This is a genomic window from Pseudomonas muyukensis (genome assembly GCF_019139535.1).
GTDB lineage: Bacteria > Pseudomonadota > Gammaproteobacteria > Pseudomonadales > Pseudomonadaceae > Aquipseudomonas > Aquipseudomonas muyukensis.
Genome location: NZ_CP077073.1, coordinates 2,089,496 through 2,103,366, shown reverse-complemented (window position 1 = coordinate 2,103,366; position 13,871 = coordinate 2,089,496). Strand labels below are relative to the sequence as shown.

At 64.8% G+C, this 13,871-nt stretch carries 11 protein-coding genes; 5 read left to right on the top strand and 6 right to left on the bottom strand.

The features are described from left to right. Positions 1-55 precede the first annotated feature (55 nt). The gene (locus KSS95_RS09445; protein ID WP_217853429.1) at positions 56-1,195 is read right to left on the bottom strand and encodes a TDT family transporter; all 1,140 of its coding nucleotides are present in this window, start codon (positions 1,193-1,195) and stop codon (positions 56-58) included. 160 nt (positions 1,196-1,355) lie between these two features. Here KSS95_RS09445 and KSS95_RS09440 point away from each other — a divergent pair, with 160 nt between their 5' ends. Next, positions 1,356-2,543 (top strand): MFS transporter, encoded by a 1,188-nt coding sequence (locus KSS95_RS09440; RefSeq protein ID WP_217853428.1) that lies wholly within the window; start codon positions 1,356-1,358, stop codon positions 2,541-2,543. A 114-nt stretch (positions 2,544-2,657) separates the two neighbouring features. After that, positions 2,658-6,134 carry a hybrid sensor histidine kinase/response regulator gene (locus KSS95_RS09435; protein ID WP_217853427.1) on the top strand — a complete coding sequence of 1,159 codons (3,477 nt, stop codon included), beginning with the start codon at positions 2,658-2,660 and terminating at the stop codon, positions 6,132-6,134. Here KSS95_RS09435 and KSS95_RS09430 read toward each other — a convergent pair. Together KSS95_RS09430 and KSS95_RS09425 are read right to left on the bottom strand one after the other, a co-directional pair. Next, a complete protein-coding gene (locus KSS95_RS09430; RefSeq protein WP_217853952.1) occupies positions 6,106-7,464 on the bottom strand; it encodes a DNA recombination protein RmuC in 1,359 nt (452 codons plus the stop codon). The genes KSS95_RS09435 and KSS95_RS09430 overlap by 29 nt on opposite strands. Before the next feature lie 214 nt (positions 7,465-7,678). Beyond that, positions 7,679-8,089, bottom strand: a complete 411-nt coding sequence (locus tag KSS95_RS09425) for a tetratricopeptide repeat protein (protein ID WP_217853426.1) — start codon at positions 8,087-8,089, stop codon at positions 7,679-7,681. Between the two features lie 940 nt (positions 8,090-9,029). Between KSS95_RS09425 and KSS95_RS09420 the strand changes: the two genes are divergently transcribed. The 3 genes from KSS95_RS09420 (at position 9,030) to KSS95_RS09410 (ending at position 11,405) form a co-directional block, all read left to right on the top strand. Further along, complete coding sequence (locus KSS95_RS09420) at positions 9,030-9,254, top strand: hypothetical protein (protein WP_134691870.1); 225 nt, start codon at positions 9,030-9,032, stop codon at positions 9,252-9,254. A gap of 245 nt (positions 9,255-9,499) precedes the next feature. Then, positions 9,500-9,982: a hypothetical protein gene (locus KSS95_RS09415; protein WP_217853425.1), complete on the top strand. Its 483-nt coding sequence runs from the start codon at positions 9,500-9,502 to the stop codon at positions 9,980-9,982. A 145-nt stretch (positions 9,983-10,127) separates the two neighbouring features. After that, positions 10,128-11,405, top strand: a complete 1,278-nt coding sequence (locus tag KSS95_RS09410) for an OmpP1/FadL family transporter (RefSeq protein WP_217853424.1) — start codon at positions 10,128-10,130, stop codon at positions 11,403-11,405. 66 nt (positions 11,406-11,471) lie between these two features. Here the strand turns inward: KSS95_RS09410 and KSS95_RS09405 are convergent, their stop codons facing one another. The 3 genes from KSS95_RS09405 to KSS95_RS09395 form a co-directional block, all read right to left on the bottom strand. Then, positions 11,472-12,020 (bottom strand): glutathione peroxidase, encoded by a 549-nt coding sequence (locus tag KSS95_RS09405; protein ID WP_217853423.1) that lies wholly within the window; start codon positions 12,018-12,020, stop codon positions 11,472-11,474. Positions 12,021-12,169: 149 nt separating this feature from the next. Then, on the bottom strand, positions 12,170-13,372 hold the full coding sequence (locus tag KSS95_RS09400; protein WP_217853422.1) for an MFS transporter: 1,203 nt from the start codon (positions 13,370-13,372) through the stop codon (positions 12,170-12,172). Between the two features lie 64 nt (positions 13,373-13,436). After that, positions 13,437-13,841, bottom strand: a complete 405-nt coding sequence (locus KSS95_RS09395) for a MarR family winged helix-turn-helix transcriptional regulator (protein ID WP_217853421.1) — start codon at positions 13,839-13,841, stop codon at positions 13,437-13,439. Positions 13,842-13,871: the final 30 nt, after the last annotated feature.

The following is a 13,871-nucleotide window of genomic DNA, read 5'->3' as shown; positions in this document are numbered from 1 at the left end:
GCCCCCCCTTGTAGGAGCCGGCCTTGCCAGCGAACAAACCCGCCCAGGTACCCCATCAGCGCTGGGCGATGCACGGCGATACGAACAGCTCGCCGCGCCAGGCGCCGCGCAAGGTGCGGCTGGCCACCAGGGCCCAGAGCAGGGCCAGCGCCACCACCAGCACCTGGCCGAACACACTGAAGAAACCCAGCCCCAGCCAGGCCGCCAGTTTCAGCGTGGCCAGGCAGTACACCCCCAGCGGGAAGGTGAAGCCCCACCAGCCCAGGTTGAACGGCATGCCCTGGCGCATGTAGCGCAGGGTGATCAGCACCGCGGTCAACAGCCACCACAGCCCTGCGCCCCACAGCACGATCCCGGCCACCAGTCCCAGCCCGCGCGCCACCTCGCCCAACCCACCCAGGCCATTGGCGGCGAACACTGCCGGCGCATCGCCACCGAGCACCAGCATGCCCAGCGCGCCAGTACCGATCGGGCCCAGCGCCAACCAGCTGGAAGCGGCCATGTTGGCCGGCGGCAACTTGTGCAAGGCCATGCGCAGCATGAGGATGGTCAGGATGCTGAACGCCACCGGCAACGACACCGCCCACATCACGTAGCTGGTCACCACCACCAGGAACTGCTGGTGGGCATCGGCCAGGTGCGGGGCCAGCAGGCCACCACTGGCCGCGGCGACTTCCGCCGCCACCACCGGCAGCAGCCAGACGGCGGTCATCTGGTCGATGCTGTGTTCCTGGCGGGTGAACATCAGGTAGGGAATGGCCACCCCGCACAGCAGCGCCAGGCCCACGTCCAGCCACCACAAGGCCTCGACCCAGGGCACCACGGCCTCGCCCCAGCGCGCCAGGCCGAACACCAGGGCACCATTGAGGATGGTGGCCAGGCCCATGGGGATGGTGCCGAAGAACATCGACACGGTGGAGTGGGCGAAGATGCGCCGGGCTTCGTCGAAGAACAGCAGCCAGCGGGCGCCGTACAGGACACAGAACAGGGTGAACAGGCCAATGGTCAGCCACCACAGCCCTTCGGCCACGCAGTCCAGTACCGGCACCTGGAGCTGGTGAAACGCCAGGGCCAGCACGCCGGTGCCCATGGTCGCGGCGAACCAGTTGGGGGTGAACTGGCGAATCACCTCGCGCGGGTGCGCCAGTTGGCTGAGCGGGCGCCAGCAAGGCGCGTGGGTCTGGGTGCATGGCATGAGCGTTTCTCCTGGCCTTGGGTAAGGTAGGGCTATCTTATGCCGACAAAGAATATCTATATAACGGGTAATTTCTCTATCTGTTATCGGTTTTATAAATATATCGCCCGAGCGCTCGCCTGGCATATGCTTGGCCACTAACAACGACAAGGATCGGTCGATGCTCCGCGCCCTGAAAAACTATCCAGCCGCCGTGCGCCTGCTGCTGTTCACCACCTTCACCCTGACCATGGCCCGGGCGATCACCCTGCCCTATCTGGTGGTGTACCTGTCGGCGCACATGGGCCTGTCGGTCGGCCACACCGGCCTGCTGGTGGGTGGCGCCATGCTCCTGGCATCCATGCTCAGCCTCTATGGCGGGCACCTGGTCGACACCCTGCGCAGCCACACGCTGATCGTCGCCTGCACGCTGGTGTTCGCCCTGGCTTTCATTGGCATCGTCAGCAGTACCTCGGCGGTGCTGTTCTTCTGCTTCCTGGTGGTGGCCTACCTGGCCCAGACCGTCGTCGACATTGCCGCCAAGGCCGGGTTCTGCGCCCTGCTGCCCGAGCAGCGGCGCGGCGAAGCGTTCGCCATCAAGTACACGTTCAACAACATCGCCTGGGCCGCAGGGCCGATGCTCGGGGTGCTGTTGATCGAGGCCGACGACCACTTGCCGTTCCTGGTATCGGCGCTGATCGGCCTCGGTTTGAGCCTGGCTTACTACCGGCTGGGCGAGCGCAACCTGCTGAGCCTGCGCGAGGACGGGCCCGCGGCGGGTTTTGCCCAGGTTGCCCTGGGCATGCTGCGCGACCGACGGCTGGTCTGCTTCACCTTGGGCGGGGTGCTCAGCGCCGTGGTATTCGGCCAGTTCACCGCCTACCTGTCGCAGTACCTGGTGGTCACGCTGCAGGACCCCGCCGAGGTAGCGCGCCTGGCCAGCTACCTGGTCACCACCAATGCCCTCGCAGTCATCTGCCTGCAGTACCTGATCGGCCGACGCATCGCCCGCCAGCACCTGATGCCCTGGCTGATGGCCGGCATGGCCATGTTCATCGCCGGGTTGCTGGGCTTCTCGGTGGCCGCCTCGGCACCGGCCTGGTGCCTGGCCATGCTGGTGTTCACCCTGGGCGAGATCATCGTGATCCCGGCCGAATTCATGTTCATCGACCTGATTGCCCCGGAGCACCTGCGCGGGGTTTATTATGGCGCGCAGAACCTTTCCAACCTGGGCGCGGGGCTGGGGCCGATCCTGGTGGGCCTGGCGCTGGGGCATGTGCTGCCGGTGGCGGTGTTTTACCTGCTGATCGGGTCGGTCGCATTGGCAGCCCTGTTCTATTGGCTGGGCACGCGTCGGCGGGTCGAATAGACGCCGGCCCTGCGACGTCCTGCCACTGCGACCATGGTCGGCGCTGACGAAGCGCCGCCTGCGTGCCAGACTGATTGATCGGGACCGCGTTTCTTTTTCTGCTCCGGAGTTTGCATGTCGTTGTCCAGCGGGCTGATCGCCGTGGTCGCCCTGGCCTATATGGCCATCATGTTCGCCATCGCCTTCTACGGCGACCGCCGCAGCACACCGTTGCCGCCGCGCCTGCGTGCCTGGGTGTACAGCCTGTCGCTGGCGGTGTACTGCACCAGCTGGACCTTCTTCGGCGCGGTCGGCCAGGCCGCCGAGCAGCTCTGGGCGTTCCTGCCCATCTACCTGGGCCCGGTGCTGTTGCTGATCTTCGCGCCCTGGGTGGTGCAGAAGATGGTGCTGATCAGCAAGCAGCAGAACATCACCTCGATCGCCGACTTCATCGCCGCGCGCTACGGCAAGTCGCAGACCCTCGCCGTGGTGGTGGCGCTGATCTGCCTGGTCGGCGTGCTGCCTTATATCTCCCTGCAGCTCAAGGGCATCGTGCTGGGCGTCAACCTGCTGATCGGCGCCAGCGCCGATGCCACTGGCAGCCGGGTGCAGGACACCGCCCTGGTGGTATCGCTGGTGCTGGCGCTGTTCGCCATCGTGTTCGGCACCCGCAGCCTCGACGTCACCGAACATCACCGCGGCATGGTGCTGGCCATCGCCTTCGAGTCGCTGGTCAAGTTGCTGGCCTTCCTCGCGGTGGGCGTGTTCGTGGTGTTCAACCTGTACGACGGCTTCGACGACCTGTTCACCCAGGCACGCCAGTCGGTGCACCTGGACAGCTATTGGCAGGAGACCATCAACTGGCCGTCGATGGTGGTGCAGACCGCCGTGGCGATGATGGCGATCATCTGCCTGCCGCGGCAGTTCCAGGTTACCGTGGTGGAGAACATCGAGCCCCAGGACATGCGCCTGGCGCGCTGGGTGTTCCCGCTGTACCTGGCCCTGGCCGCGCTGTTCGTGGTGCCGATCGCCCTGGCCGGGCAAATGCTGCTGCCAGGCACGGTGATCTCCGACTCCTTCGTCATCAGCCTGCCATTGGCCGAGGCGCACCCGAGCCTGGCGCTGCTGGCCTTCATCGGCGGCGCCTCGGCGGCCACCGGCATGGTCATCGTCGAGGCCGTGGCGTTGTCGACCATGGTCTCCAACGACATGCTGCTGCCCTGGCTGCTACGGCGCAACAACGCCGAGCGGCCGTTCGAGGTGTTCCGCCACTGGATGCTCTCGGTGCGCCGGGTGACCATCGTGGTGATCCTGCTGCTGGCCTACGTCAGCTACCGCCTGCTGGGCTCCACCGCGAGCCTGGCCACCATCGGCCAGATCGCCTTTGCCGCGGTGACCCAGCTGACCCCGGCGATGCTAGGCGCGCTGTACTGGAAGCAGGCCAACCGCCGCGGCGTGTTCGCCGGCCTCGCCGCGGGTATCTTCCTCTGGTTCTACACCCTGGTGCTGCCGATCACCGCCCATAGCCTGGGCTGGTCGCTGGCGCTGTTCCCAGGCCTGGCCTGGCTGCACGGCAATCCGCTGAACCTGCCGATCACCCCGCTGACCCAGGGCGTGGTGTTGTCGCTGGCGGGTAACTTCACCCTCTTCGCCTGGGTCTCGATCCTGTCGCGCACGCGGGTTTCCGAGCACTGGCAGGCCGGGCGCTTCATCGGCCAGCAGACCAGCGCCCGCCCCAGCAGCAAACCGCTGCTGGCGGTGCAGATCGACGACCTGCTCAAGCTTGCCGCGCGCTTCGTCGGCGAGGAACGCGCCCGGCAGAGCTTCATCCGTTTCGCCTATCGCCAGGGCAAGGGTTTCAACCCCAACCAGAACGCCGACGGCGACTGGATCGAGCACACCGAACGGCTGCTGGCCGGCGTGCTCGGCAGCTCCTCGACCCGCGCGGTGGTCAAGGCCGCCATCGAAGGCCGCGACATGCAGCTCGAGGACGTGGTGCGCATCGCCGACGAGGCCAGCGAGGTGCTGCAGTTCAACCGCGCATTGCTGCAAGGGGCCATCGAGAACATCAACCAGGGCATCAGCGTCGTGGACCAGAACCTGCACCTGGTGGCCTGGAACCGTCGCTACCTCGAACTGTTCAACTACCCCGACGGGCTGATCAGCGTCGGCCGGCCGATTGCCGACATCATCCGCTACAACGCCGACCGCGGCCTGTGCGGCCCGGGCGAGGCCCAGGTGCATGTGGCGCGGCGCCTGCACTGGATGCGCCAGGGGCGCGCCCATTCCTCCGAACGGCTGTTCCCCAATGGCCGGGTGATCGAGCTGATCGGCAACCCGATGCCCGGCGGTGGTTTCGTCATGAGCTTCACCGACATCACCCCGTTCCGCGAAGCCGAGCAGGCCCTGCGCGACGCCAACGAAAGCCTCGAGCAGCGGGTCGCCGAGCGCACCCACGAGCTGTCGCAGCTCAACCAGGCGCTGAGCGAGGCCAAGAGCCGCGCCGAGGCCGTCAGCCAGTCGAAAACCCGATTCCTGGCTGCCGTCAGCCACGACCTGATGCAGCCGCTGAACGCCGCGCGGTTGTTCTCCGCGGCGTTGTCGCAACAGGCCGAGGGCATGAACGACGAAGCCCGCCAACTGGTCCAGCACATGGACAGCTCGCTGCGTTCGGCCGAAGAGCTGATCAGCGACCTGCTGGATATCTCGCGCCTGGAGAACGGCCGGGTCACCCCGGACGTCAAGCCCTTCGCCCTCAACCAGCTGTTCGATACCCTCGGTGCCGAGTTCAAGCTGCTGGCCGCCGAAAAAGGCCTGGCATTTCGCCTGCGCGGCAGCCGCCTGCGGGTCGACAGCGACATGAAGCTGCTGCGCCGGGTGCTGCAGAACTTCCTCACCAATGCCTTGCGCTATGGCAAGGGGCCGATCCTGCTCGGCGTGCGTCGCCAGGGCGAGCGCTTGTGGCTGGAAGTATGGGACCGCGGCCCGGGCATCGCCGACGACAAGCTGGCGGTGATCTTCCAGGAGTTCAAGCGCCTGGACAGCCACCAGACCCGCGCCGAGAAAGGCCTGGGCCTGGGCCTGGCGATTGCCGACGGCCTGTGCCGGGTGCTCGGCCACCAGCTCGAGGTACGTTCCTGGCCAGGCAAGGGCAGTGTGTTCCGGGTTGGCGTGCCCATCGCCCGTAGCGCCGCACCCGCAGCGCCAGCACCAGTGGAGCAGGCAGGCCAGCCCCTGGCCGGGCTGCAGGTGCTGTGCGTGGACAACGAAGACAGCATCCTGATCGGCATGAACAGCCTGCTCAGCCGCTGGGGCTGCCAGGTGTCCACCGCGCGCAACCAGGCCGAATGCGAGGCGTTGCTGGCCAAGGGCTTGCGCCCGCACCTGGCGCTGGTGGACTTCCACCTCGACGACGGCGAAACCGGCACCGGGCTGATGGGCTGGCTACGCGCGCGCCTGGGCGAACCGGTGCCCGGGGTGGTGATCAGCGCCGACGGGCGCAACGAAACCATCGCCATGGTCCATGCCGCCGGCCTGGACTACCTGGCCAAGCCGGTCAAGCCGGCGGCCCTGCGCGCCCTGCTCAACCGCCATCTGAGCCTGGTTCAGTAAGCGCCTCGTCGCTCAGGGCGCGCTCGATCAACTCGGCCGGCAGGCTCTTGCTGGCCCGGGCGCCGAGCAGCTTGAGCTGCTCGCTGCGGCTGACCAGGTTGCCACGCCCCTCGCACAGCTTGTTGCGCGCCGCGGCGTAGGCCTTGTCGACCTGGGCCAGGCGCGCGCCCAGCTCGTCCAGGTCCTGGATGAACAGCACGAACTTGTCGTACAGCCAGCCGGCGCGCTCGGCGATCTCCCGGGCGTTCTGGCCCTGGCGCTCCTGCTTCCACAGGCTGTCGATCACCCGCAGGGTAGCCAGCAAGGTGGTGGGGCTGACGATCACGATCTGCCGGTCGAAGGCTTCCTGGAACAGGTTCGGCTCGGCCTGCAACGCCGCCGAGAACGCCGCCTCGATAGGCACGAACAACAGCACGAAATCCAGGCTGTGCAGGCCTTCGAGACGGTTGTAGTCCTTGCTCGACAGCCCTTTGACGTGGTTGCGCAGCGACTGCACATGCTGCTTGAGCGCCGCCTCGTCGTTGTTGCCGACGAACTGCTGGTAGGCGGTGAGGCTGACCTTGGCGTCGACCACCACCTGCTTGTCGCCCGGCAGCATGATCAGCACATCGGGCTGGAACCGCTCGCCATCGGCGCTCTTGAGGCTGACCTGGGTCTGGTACTCGCGGCCCTTCTCCAGGCCCGCGTGCTCCAGCACCCGCTCGAGAATCAGCTCGCCCCAGTTGCCCTGGGTCTTCTGGCCCTTGAGCGCCTGGGTGAGGTTGGTGGCTTCGTCGGACAGGCGCAGGTTGAGCTGCTGCAGGCGCTCGAGCTCCTTGCCCAGCGAAAAGCGCTCGCGGGCCTCTTGCTGGTAGCTTTCCTCGACGCGTTTTTCGAAGGCCTGGATGCGCTCCTTGAGCGGATCGAGCAGCTGGCCCAGGTGCTGCTGACTGGTCTGGGCAAAGCGCTGCTCGCGCTCGTCGAAGATCTTCGTGGCCATGTCGGCGAACTGCGCGCGCAGGGTGTCGCGGGCCTCCTGCAGGTCTTCCAGGCGTTGCTGGTGGCTTTCCTGCTGCTCGCGCAGCTCGGCTTCCAGGCGCGCGGTCTGGGCCTCCAGGCGGCGCAGCTCGGCTTCGCGGTTGGCCCGCTCCAGGCTCCAGGCATGGGCGGCGTCGCGGGCGTTGTCGCGGTCGATCTGCAGCAGCTCCAGCTCACGGCCCTGGGCCGCCAGCTGGGTCTGCTTGACAGTGTTGGCCTCGCCAAGGTCGCTGATCTCGTCGCGACAGGCCTCCATCTGCGCCTGCAAGCCGGCCTGGGCCAGTTGCGCGGCATTCAGGCGCTCCTCGAGCAGGGCCTGCTCGGCCTTGCGCGCGCCCTGGCCGCGCTGCACCTGCATGACCCAGCCCAGGCAAGGCACGGCGCCCGCCACCAAGCCCAGCAGAATGCTGGTCAGATCCACTGTCATGCCTACCCCGAACGAACATTGACGATTGCCGTGCAGCTTATCAGCTCGGCTGCCCGCCACCACGCCTGCCTTGCAGGCGAACCGCCCTGCGCCTGCAACGCTAAAGCTGGCGCAGCAACCGCCGAGCCTCCTGCGAGCCCTGCCCGGCCGCCAGTTCCAGCCAATAGCGGGCCTGCTCCGGCGCCTGCGCCTGGCACAGGCGGCCGTACTCCAACTGGGCGCGCCGGTCACCGGCACGGGCAGCCTGGCGCAGCAGTTCATGGCCGATGCGCCGGTCCCGGGCGTTGCCGCAATCACGGCAGAGCATCTGCCCCAGGCGGCTCTGGGCCACCACCACGCCTTGGCGCGCCGGCTGTTTGAGCATGCGCCCGGCCAGGTGCTTGACGCTGGGCTTGTCGCCCAGGCGCGGGCTGTCGAGCAGCCACAAGGCCACTTTCAGGGAAAACCGTTTGGGAGAGGGCAACGAAGGGGCTGCAACCGAGGGGACGAGGTGTTTACCGCGAAGCTTCATGACCGACAGCGTTGGTGACTCGAAAGGCGCGCCACTCTACTCCTTTTTGCCGCCAGTGGCGCCTTCGACTTATGGCTGAACTGAAAAAAAACCGATGTTTTTTTCTTGACGTTTCCTGCCTGGAAATGCCGGCCACCCTATTGCCATCCGATTGTCGGACACCAGATGAAATAGCTGGCACGCCCGTCCTAGAGCAAGCCCCCGGGACAATCCACAGAAGCTGTGGATAACTCGGTGGACAACCCCTTCACGCAGGCCGCAAACCCCTGTGAAATGGGGCTTTCAGTCAAACTGTCGATTTTTTCACCAGCAGAAATTAGTGTTTTTTTTCATTGACTTAAGCTTTCAGTCAAGTCATTGGCGAAGCGTCCACAGGATGTTGCAAGAGGGTTACAAGTCCCCATTCGAATGTGTACAAGTCCCCTGGCCAGTGGCCCTGCGCCGCACGAAAACGGCATAGGCGGAGCCGTCTTGGGGCTGTTCACCCTCTTCACAGCAGCCGCGATTGCCGCCATAATGGTCGGCTTCGCGAAAATAAAGTAAACAGTTGCCAACCCAGCAATGTTCGTGTAGGGTTGCGCCCTGTTAGTACCCAGCTGAAAGTCAATTCTGGCCATTTGTGTCCCCGCAGCCGCACGCCGACACGCGTAAGCGCTGCCTCACCGGACCGGCCCATTCGATGATTCACTTGGCAATCCCTGCCCTGCGCGAATCACGATTTCAGATTGATCAGGATCTCCCCCGGTGCCTAGAACCCTGGCCCCGGTGTGCTGCCTGCCTTCTGTCGTACCTACCAGTCAGCCCAGCGCCCACTTATGCATGCGCCCCTCTGGCTGCCCTGTTCCAGTCAGGTTCTGCGTCTCCTTAATAAAGATGTCACTGGAACGTTTCTATTGTGCACGGATCGAATACCGTGTCTTACGCAGGAACATCCAACAATATGAGTAACCATCAGCAAATCCAGGCTGCCTTCGGCACCCTTTCCCAGGCCTTCGCCCCACTGAAGTGCCTGATCGTCGCACCGCGCAAGGGCAGCTTCAGCTTCACCCTGGTCGACGAACACGGCATCGCCTGCCACAGCGAGCGTCTCTACCCGGACCAATACAACCGGGCAGAACCCTTGCAAGCGGTGATCGATCGTACCCGCCAGTCGCTGACCGCATGAATGAATGGCGGGTAATTCACGCCATGAATAGGTCACGCAACAGCCTGTCTGAAGGCAATTGGCTTAATTGCCAGCGGGCATATAGCCCGCGCCCTCAGACAGCAATCGATTTAAAAACAGCCCTTTACACCACGCTTATCACACTACACTTCAACTCGAGCGGCGCTTGCCGCTTCCGGCGGGCCTGACCACTCACCAGCTGCCAAGCTCCAGCGCCCGTCGGTCCTTCTTAGCCAGAGGCCATCATGGGCATCGCTGCGAACGAGTTGAGTCAATATGTGATCCGACCGACCCTGCTTTATCTGGATCGTCACTGCGACAGCGCCGAAGCTTTGTTACTGGGCGTTGCCGCCAGTCAATCAGCCCTGGGCTCGGCCCTGCACGACCGACGCGGCCATGGCTTGTACCGTATTGGCGAGCAGCGCCACCGCTGCCTGTGGGACCAGTTCCTGGCCCGCGACCCAGAGCTGGCCAGCCTGGTTCGCGGCCTGGCCAGCCAGCACGCCTTCCTGGGCGGCCCGCACCTGGAACTGACGGTAAACCTGCGCTACGCCACCGCCATCGCCTGGATGCTCATCGAGGAACAGGCCGTGCCATTGCCGGCCGCCGACGACCTGCTGGGCCTGGCGCGGATCTGGCGGCAAACCTTCCACCCACAGGGCCGCCTGCGCGATTTCACCCAGGCCTGGCGGCACTGCATCGAGCCGGTTCAGGTTCTGGCGTCCTGAAAACACCCGCCCCTCTACCGCGAAAAAAAGGAATTTTGGTCGGATTGTCCTACAAAACCGCTCTATCTCCAGTGTTTGCGCCTATAGCGTGGAGCGGCATTTGTTGATAGCTTTTCGCCCCGGAGATCCCAAGGAGTTTCTAATAATGAAAAAAGTAATGCTCAAAACCTCTCTCGGCATTGCCGTTGCCCTCGCTTCCAGCCAATTGCTCGCCAGTGGTTTCGCCCTGAACGAACAAAGCGTCAGCGGTATGGGGACAGGTTTCGCGGGTCGTTCTTCTTCTGCCGAAGATGCCAGCACCGTGTACGGCAACCCGGCGGGCATGTCGCGCCTCAAGCGCGACCAGATGACCGTCGGTGGTGCCGCTGTGATTGCCAAGTCCGATATTTCGGGCCCAGGCAGCAGCAAGGGGGGGGAAACAGACGGTGACATGGTGCCTGTGGTCGGTGTACCGATGGGCTACTACGTCAAGTCGATCGATGACCACTGGAGCGTCGGTTTCGGCGTTTACGTGCCATTCGGCCTGGTCACCGACTACGGTAGCGACGATGCCGCGCGCTACTGGGGTAAAAAGAGCCATGTCGAGGTCGTGACCTTCCAGCCGACCGTGAGCTATGCGTTCAACGACAAGGTCTCGATCGGTTTCGGTCCGACCATCAACCGCATCAAGGGCGAACTGGGCTCGAACCTGGCCAGTATCTCGCCGCTGCGTCCGGCTGATGGCGAAGTGAAGATCAAGGGCGACGACACCGCGGTTGGCTACAACATCGGTATCCTGGTCCAGGCGACTGATCGCACCCGCGTCGGCCTGACCTACCACTCGATGGTCGACTACAAGCTCGAAGGCAAGACCATGCTCAACTACCCGTTGCTTGGGCAGACTGGGCAGAAGTACGACGCCACCTTGAAGATCAAGACCCCGGAATCGGTCGACTTCTCGGTCACCCATGAGCTGGACGACAACTGGACCCTGTACGCAGGCAGCACCTGGACCCGTTGGAGCCGTCTGGAAAACATCACGGTCAACAACGAGATCTCAGGTCCGCTGGCCGCGCAGTTCGGGACCATCACCGAGGAGCAGAACTGGCACGACACCTGGGCCCACGCCATTGGCGCCTCCTACAAGGTGAACAAGGAGTGGACCCTGCGTACCGGTTTCTCGGTTGACCAGTCGCCGACCAACAACACCAACCGCTCCCCGCGCATTCCTACTGGCGATCGCAAGATCTTCAGCATCGGTGCCGGCTGGAGCCCGACCGACGACATGACCATCGACGTGGCCTACTCCTACCTGTGGGAAGAGGACACCAAGGTCAACAACCGTCCGCACAGCCTGCAGGAAGGCGCACTCAAGGGCAGCTACCAGGCCAAGTACGAAAACAGCGCCCACGGCGTTGGTGCTTCGCTGACCTACCGCTTCTGAGTGTCACTTGCCGCATGAAAAAACCGCCCTCGTGGCGGTTTTTTCATGCCTGCGTGGCAACCGGGCTCAAGGCTGGGAGGCAATGGCCTTGTCGATCGCCGCCCGGAACGCCGGATCATCCGGCTTGGTCAGGCTGGAGAAATTGCCGATCACCTTGCCCTTGCGGTCCACCACGTACTTGTAGAAATTCCACTTCGGCGCGCTGCTCTGCCGGGCCAGCTCGACGAACAGAGGGATCGCGCCCTTGCCCCGCACCGGCTGGGCCTTGGTCATGCTGAAGGTCACACCGTAGTTGGCATAGCAGACCTTGGCGGTTTTCTCGCTGTCGGCGTCTTCCTGCTTGAAGTCGTTGGACGGCACGCCGAGCATTTCCAAGCCTTTGCCGTGATAGTCCTGGTAGGTGGCTTCGAGCCCTTCGAACTGCGGGGCAAAGCCACAGTAGCTGGCGGTGTTGATCACCACCAGCGGCTTGCCGGCGAAGCGCTGGCACAGATCGATCTGCTCCTTGCCGCGCAATTCAGGCAGGCTGCCCTGGAGCAGGGCCGGGCAATCCGCCGCCCAGCTCGAGGTGGCGGCCAGGGCCAGGATGGGTAGCATCAGCCAGCGTGCGTGCATTGTCGGTCTCCTGCGAATCATGCATTCAGGTGCAGGGTAGCCCTAACACAGGCTCATGCCCAACTGCAGCAGCGCCAACCCGCTCGCCTGCCAGCCCCACCACACCAAGGCCAGCACCAGCAATGCCGCCACGCCTAGCAGCAGGCGCTTCATGCGGCCTGGGCCTGCAACCGCGCCACCGGGCGTTCGCGCACCGGCCAGTTGAGCGCGGCGGCCAGCAGGCTGAGCAGGATCGACAACTGCCAGACCAGCTCGTAGCTACCGGTGCGGTCATACACCTCGCCGCCCAGCCAACCGCCCAGGAAGGCCCCCAGCTGATGGAACAGGAACACGATACCGCCCAGCATGGACAGGTTGCGCACGCCGAACAGGGTGGCCACGGTGCCGTTGGTCAGCGGCACCGTGGACAGCCACAGCAGGCCCATGGCGATACCGAACAGGTAGGCGCTGTATTGCGTCACCGGCGCCCACAGGAACAGCACGATCACCACCGCTCGCAACAGGTAGAGGCCGGTCAGCAGACGCGGCTTGGACATCCGCCCACCCAGCCAGCCGGCCGTGTAGGTACCAACGATATTGAATAGCCCGACCAGCGCCAGCACCGTGGTGCCGGTGGTCGCCGGCAAATGCTGGTCCACCAGGTAGGCCGGCAGGTGCACGCCAATGAACACCACCTGGAAGCCGCAGACGAAAAAGCCCAGGGCCAGCAGCCAGAAGCCGGAATGCGAACAGGCCTCGCGCAGGGCTTGGCCGAGACTCTGTTCGCCACCATGGCTGGGCAGCGGGCGGTCGCGCAGCATACCGACGAACGGCACGATCAGCGCCACCAGCAAGCCCAGCACCAGCAATGCCGACGACCAGCCCAGCCACTGGATCAAGCCCTGGGTGCCCGGGAGCATGGCGAACTGGCCGAACGACCCCGCCGCGCTGGCGATCCCCATGGCCATGCTGCGCTTTTCCGGCGCCACCGCACGGCCGACCACGCCGAGGATCACCGAGAACGAGGTACCGGACAGGCCGATGCCAATCAGCAAGCCGGCGCTCAACGACAGTGACCAGGGGGAATCGGCCAGGGCCATCAGCACCAGCCCGGCGGCATAGAGCATGCCGCCAATGACCACTACCCTGGCCGCACCGAGCCGGTCGGCCAGGGCCCCGGAAAACGGCTGGGCAAGGCCCCAGATCAGGTTCTGAAAGGCGATGGCGAAGGCGAAGACCCCTCGTCCCCAGCCGAACTCGCCGCTCATCGGCGCCAGGAACAGGCCAAAGCCATGCCGCACGCCCAGGGATAACGCCAGGATCAAAGCCGCCCCCAGTAACACCCACCCGCTGCTCCGCCATAGGGAAGTCATTGTCGTCGTCTCCGGCACATCGCAAGGTTTATGCGGGTATATACCCGCTTATAGTCGTGGTGATTCAGGCCAAGCGTTCCAGCAAGTGCACCAGTTCGTCCCGCTGCCCTTCGCCCAGGCGCGCCACCAACTGCTCCTGGGCCTGTTCCCAGGCTGGGTGGGCCGCCTCTAACCGGGCCTTGCCGGCCGCGCTCAGCAGCACCAGGCGATTACGCTGATCATCGCCCTCGGCCAGTTGCACCAGGCCCTCGGCCTCCAGTACCCGCAGGTTGCGCCCCAGGGTGCTGCGCTCAAGCCCCATGGCGTCGGCCAGGCTGGTAATGCTCGGCCGGTCCAGGCGCTGCACATGACGCAGCAAGGAAAATTGCGCGACATTGATCCCGAAACCGGCCAGGGCTTCGTCATAGTGCCGGCTCACCCCGCGGGCGGCACGACGCAGGTGGGTGCAGATACATTCACTGGTCAGCATGGATACGTGTATATACCCGCATATCGAGTG

Bases quoted from the DNA above. Each gene is read 5' to 3' on its own strand.
- KSS95_RS09445 (WP_217853429.1), bottom strand. From the start codon at position 1,195: ATGCCATGCACCCAGACCCACGCGCCTTGCTGGCGCCCGCTCAGCCAA.
- KSS95_RS09440 (WP_217853428.1), top strand. From the start codon at position 1,356: ATGCTCCGCGCCCTGAAAAACTATCCAGCCGCCGTGCGCCTGCTGCTG.
- KSS95_RS09435 (WP_217853427.1), top strand. From the start codon at position 2,658: ATGTCGTTGTCCAGCGGGCTGATCGCCGTGGTCGCCCTGGCCTATATG.
- KSS95_RS09425 (WP_217853426.1), bottom strand. From the start codon at position 8,089: ATGAAGCTTCGCGGTAAACACCTCGTCCCCTCGGTTGCAGCCCCTTCG.
- KSS95_RS09420 (WP_134691870.1), top strand. From the start codon at position 9,030: ATGAGTAACCATCAGCAAATCCAGGCTGCCTTCGGCACCCTTTCCCAG.
- KSS95_RS09415 (WP_217853425.1), top strand. From the start codon at position 9,500: ATGGGCATCGCTGCGAACGAGTTGAGTCAATATGTGATCCGACCGACC.
- KSS95_RS09410 (WP_217853424.1), top strand. From the start codon at position 10,128: ATGAAAAAAGTAATGCTCAAAACCTCTCTCGGCATTGCCGTTGCCCTC.
- KSS95_RS09405 (WP_217853423.1), bottom strand. From the start codon at position 12,020: ATGCACGCACGCTGGCTGATGCTACCCATCCTGGCCCTGGCCGCCACC.
- KSS95_RS09400 (WP_217853422.1), bottom strand. From the start codon at position 13,372: ATGACTTCCCTATGGCGGAGCAGCGGGTGGGTGTTACTGGGGGCGGCT.
- KSS95_RS09395 (WP_217853421.1), bottom strand. From the start codon at position 13,841: ATGCTGACCAGTGAATGTATCTGCACCCACCTGCGTCGTGCCGCCCGC.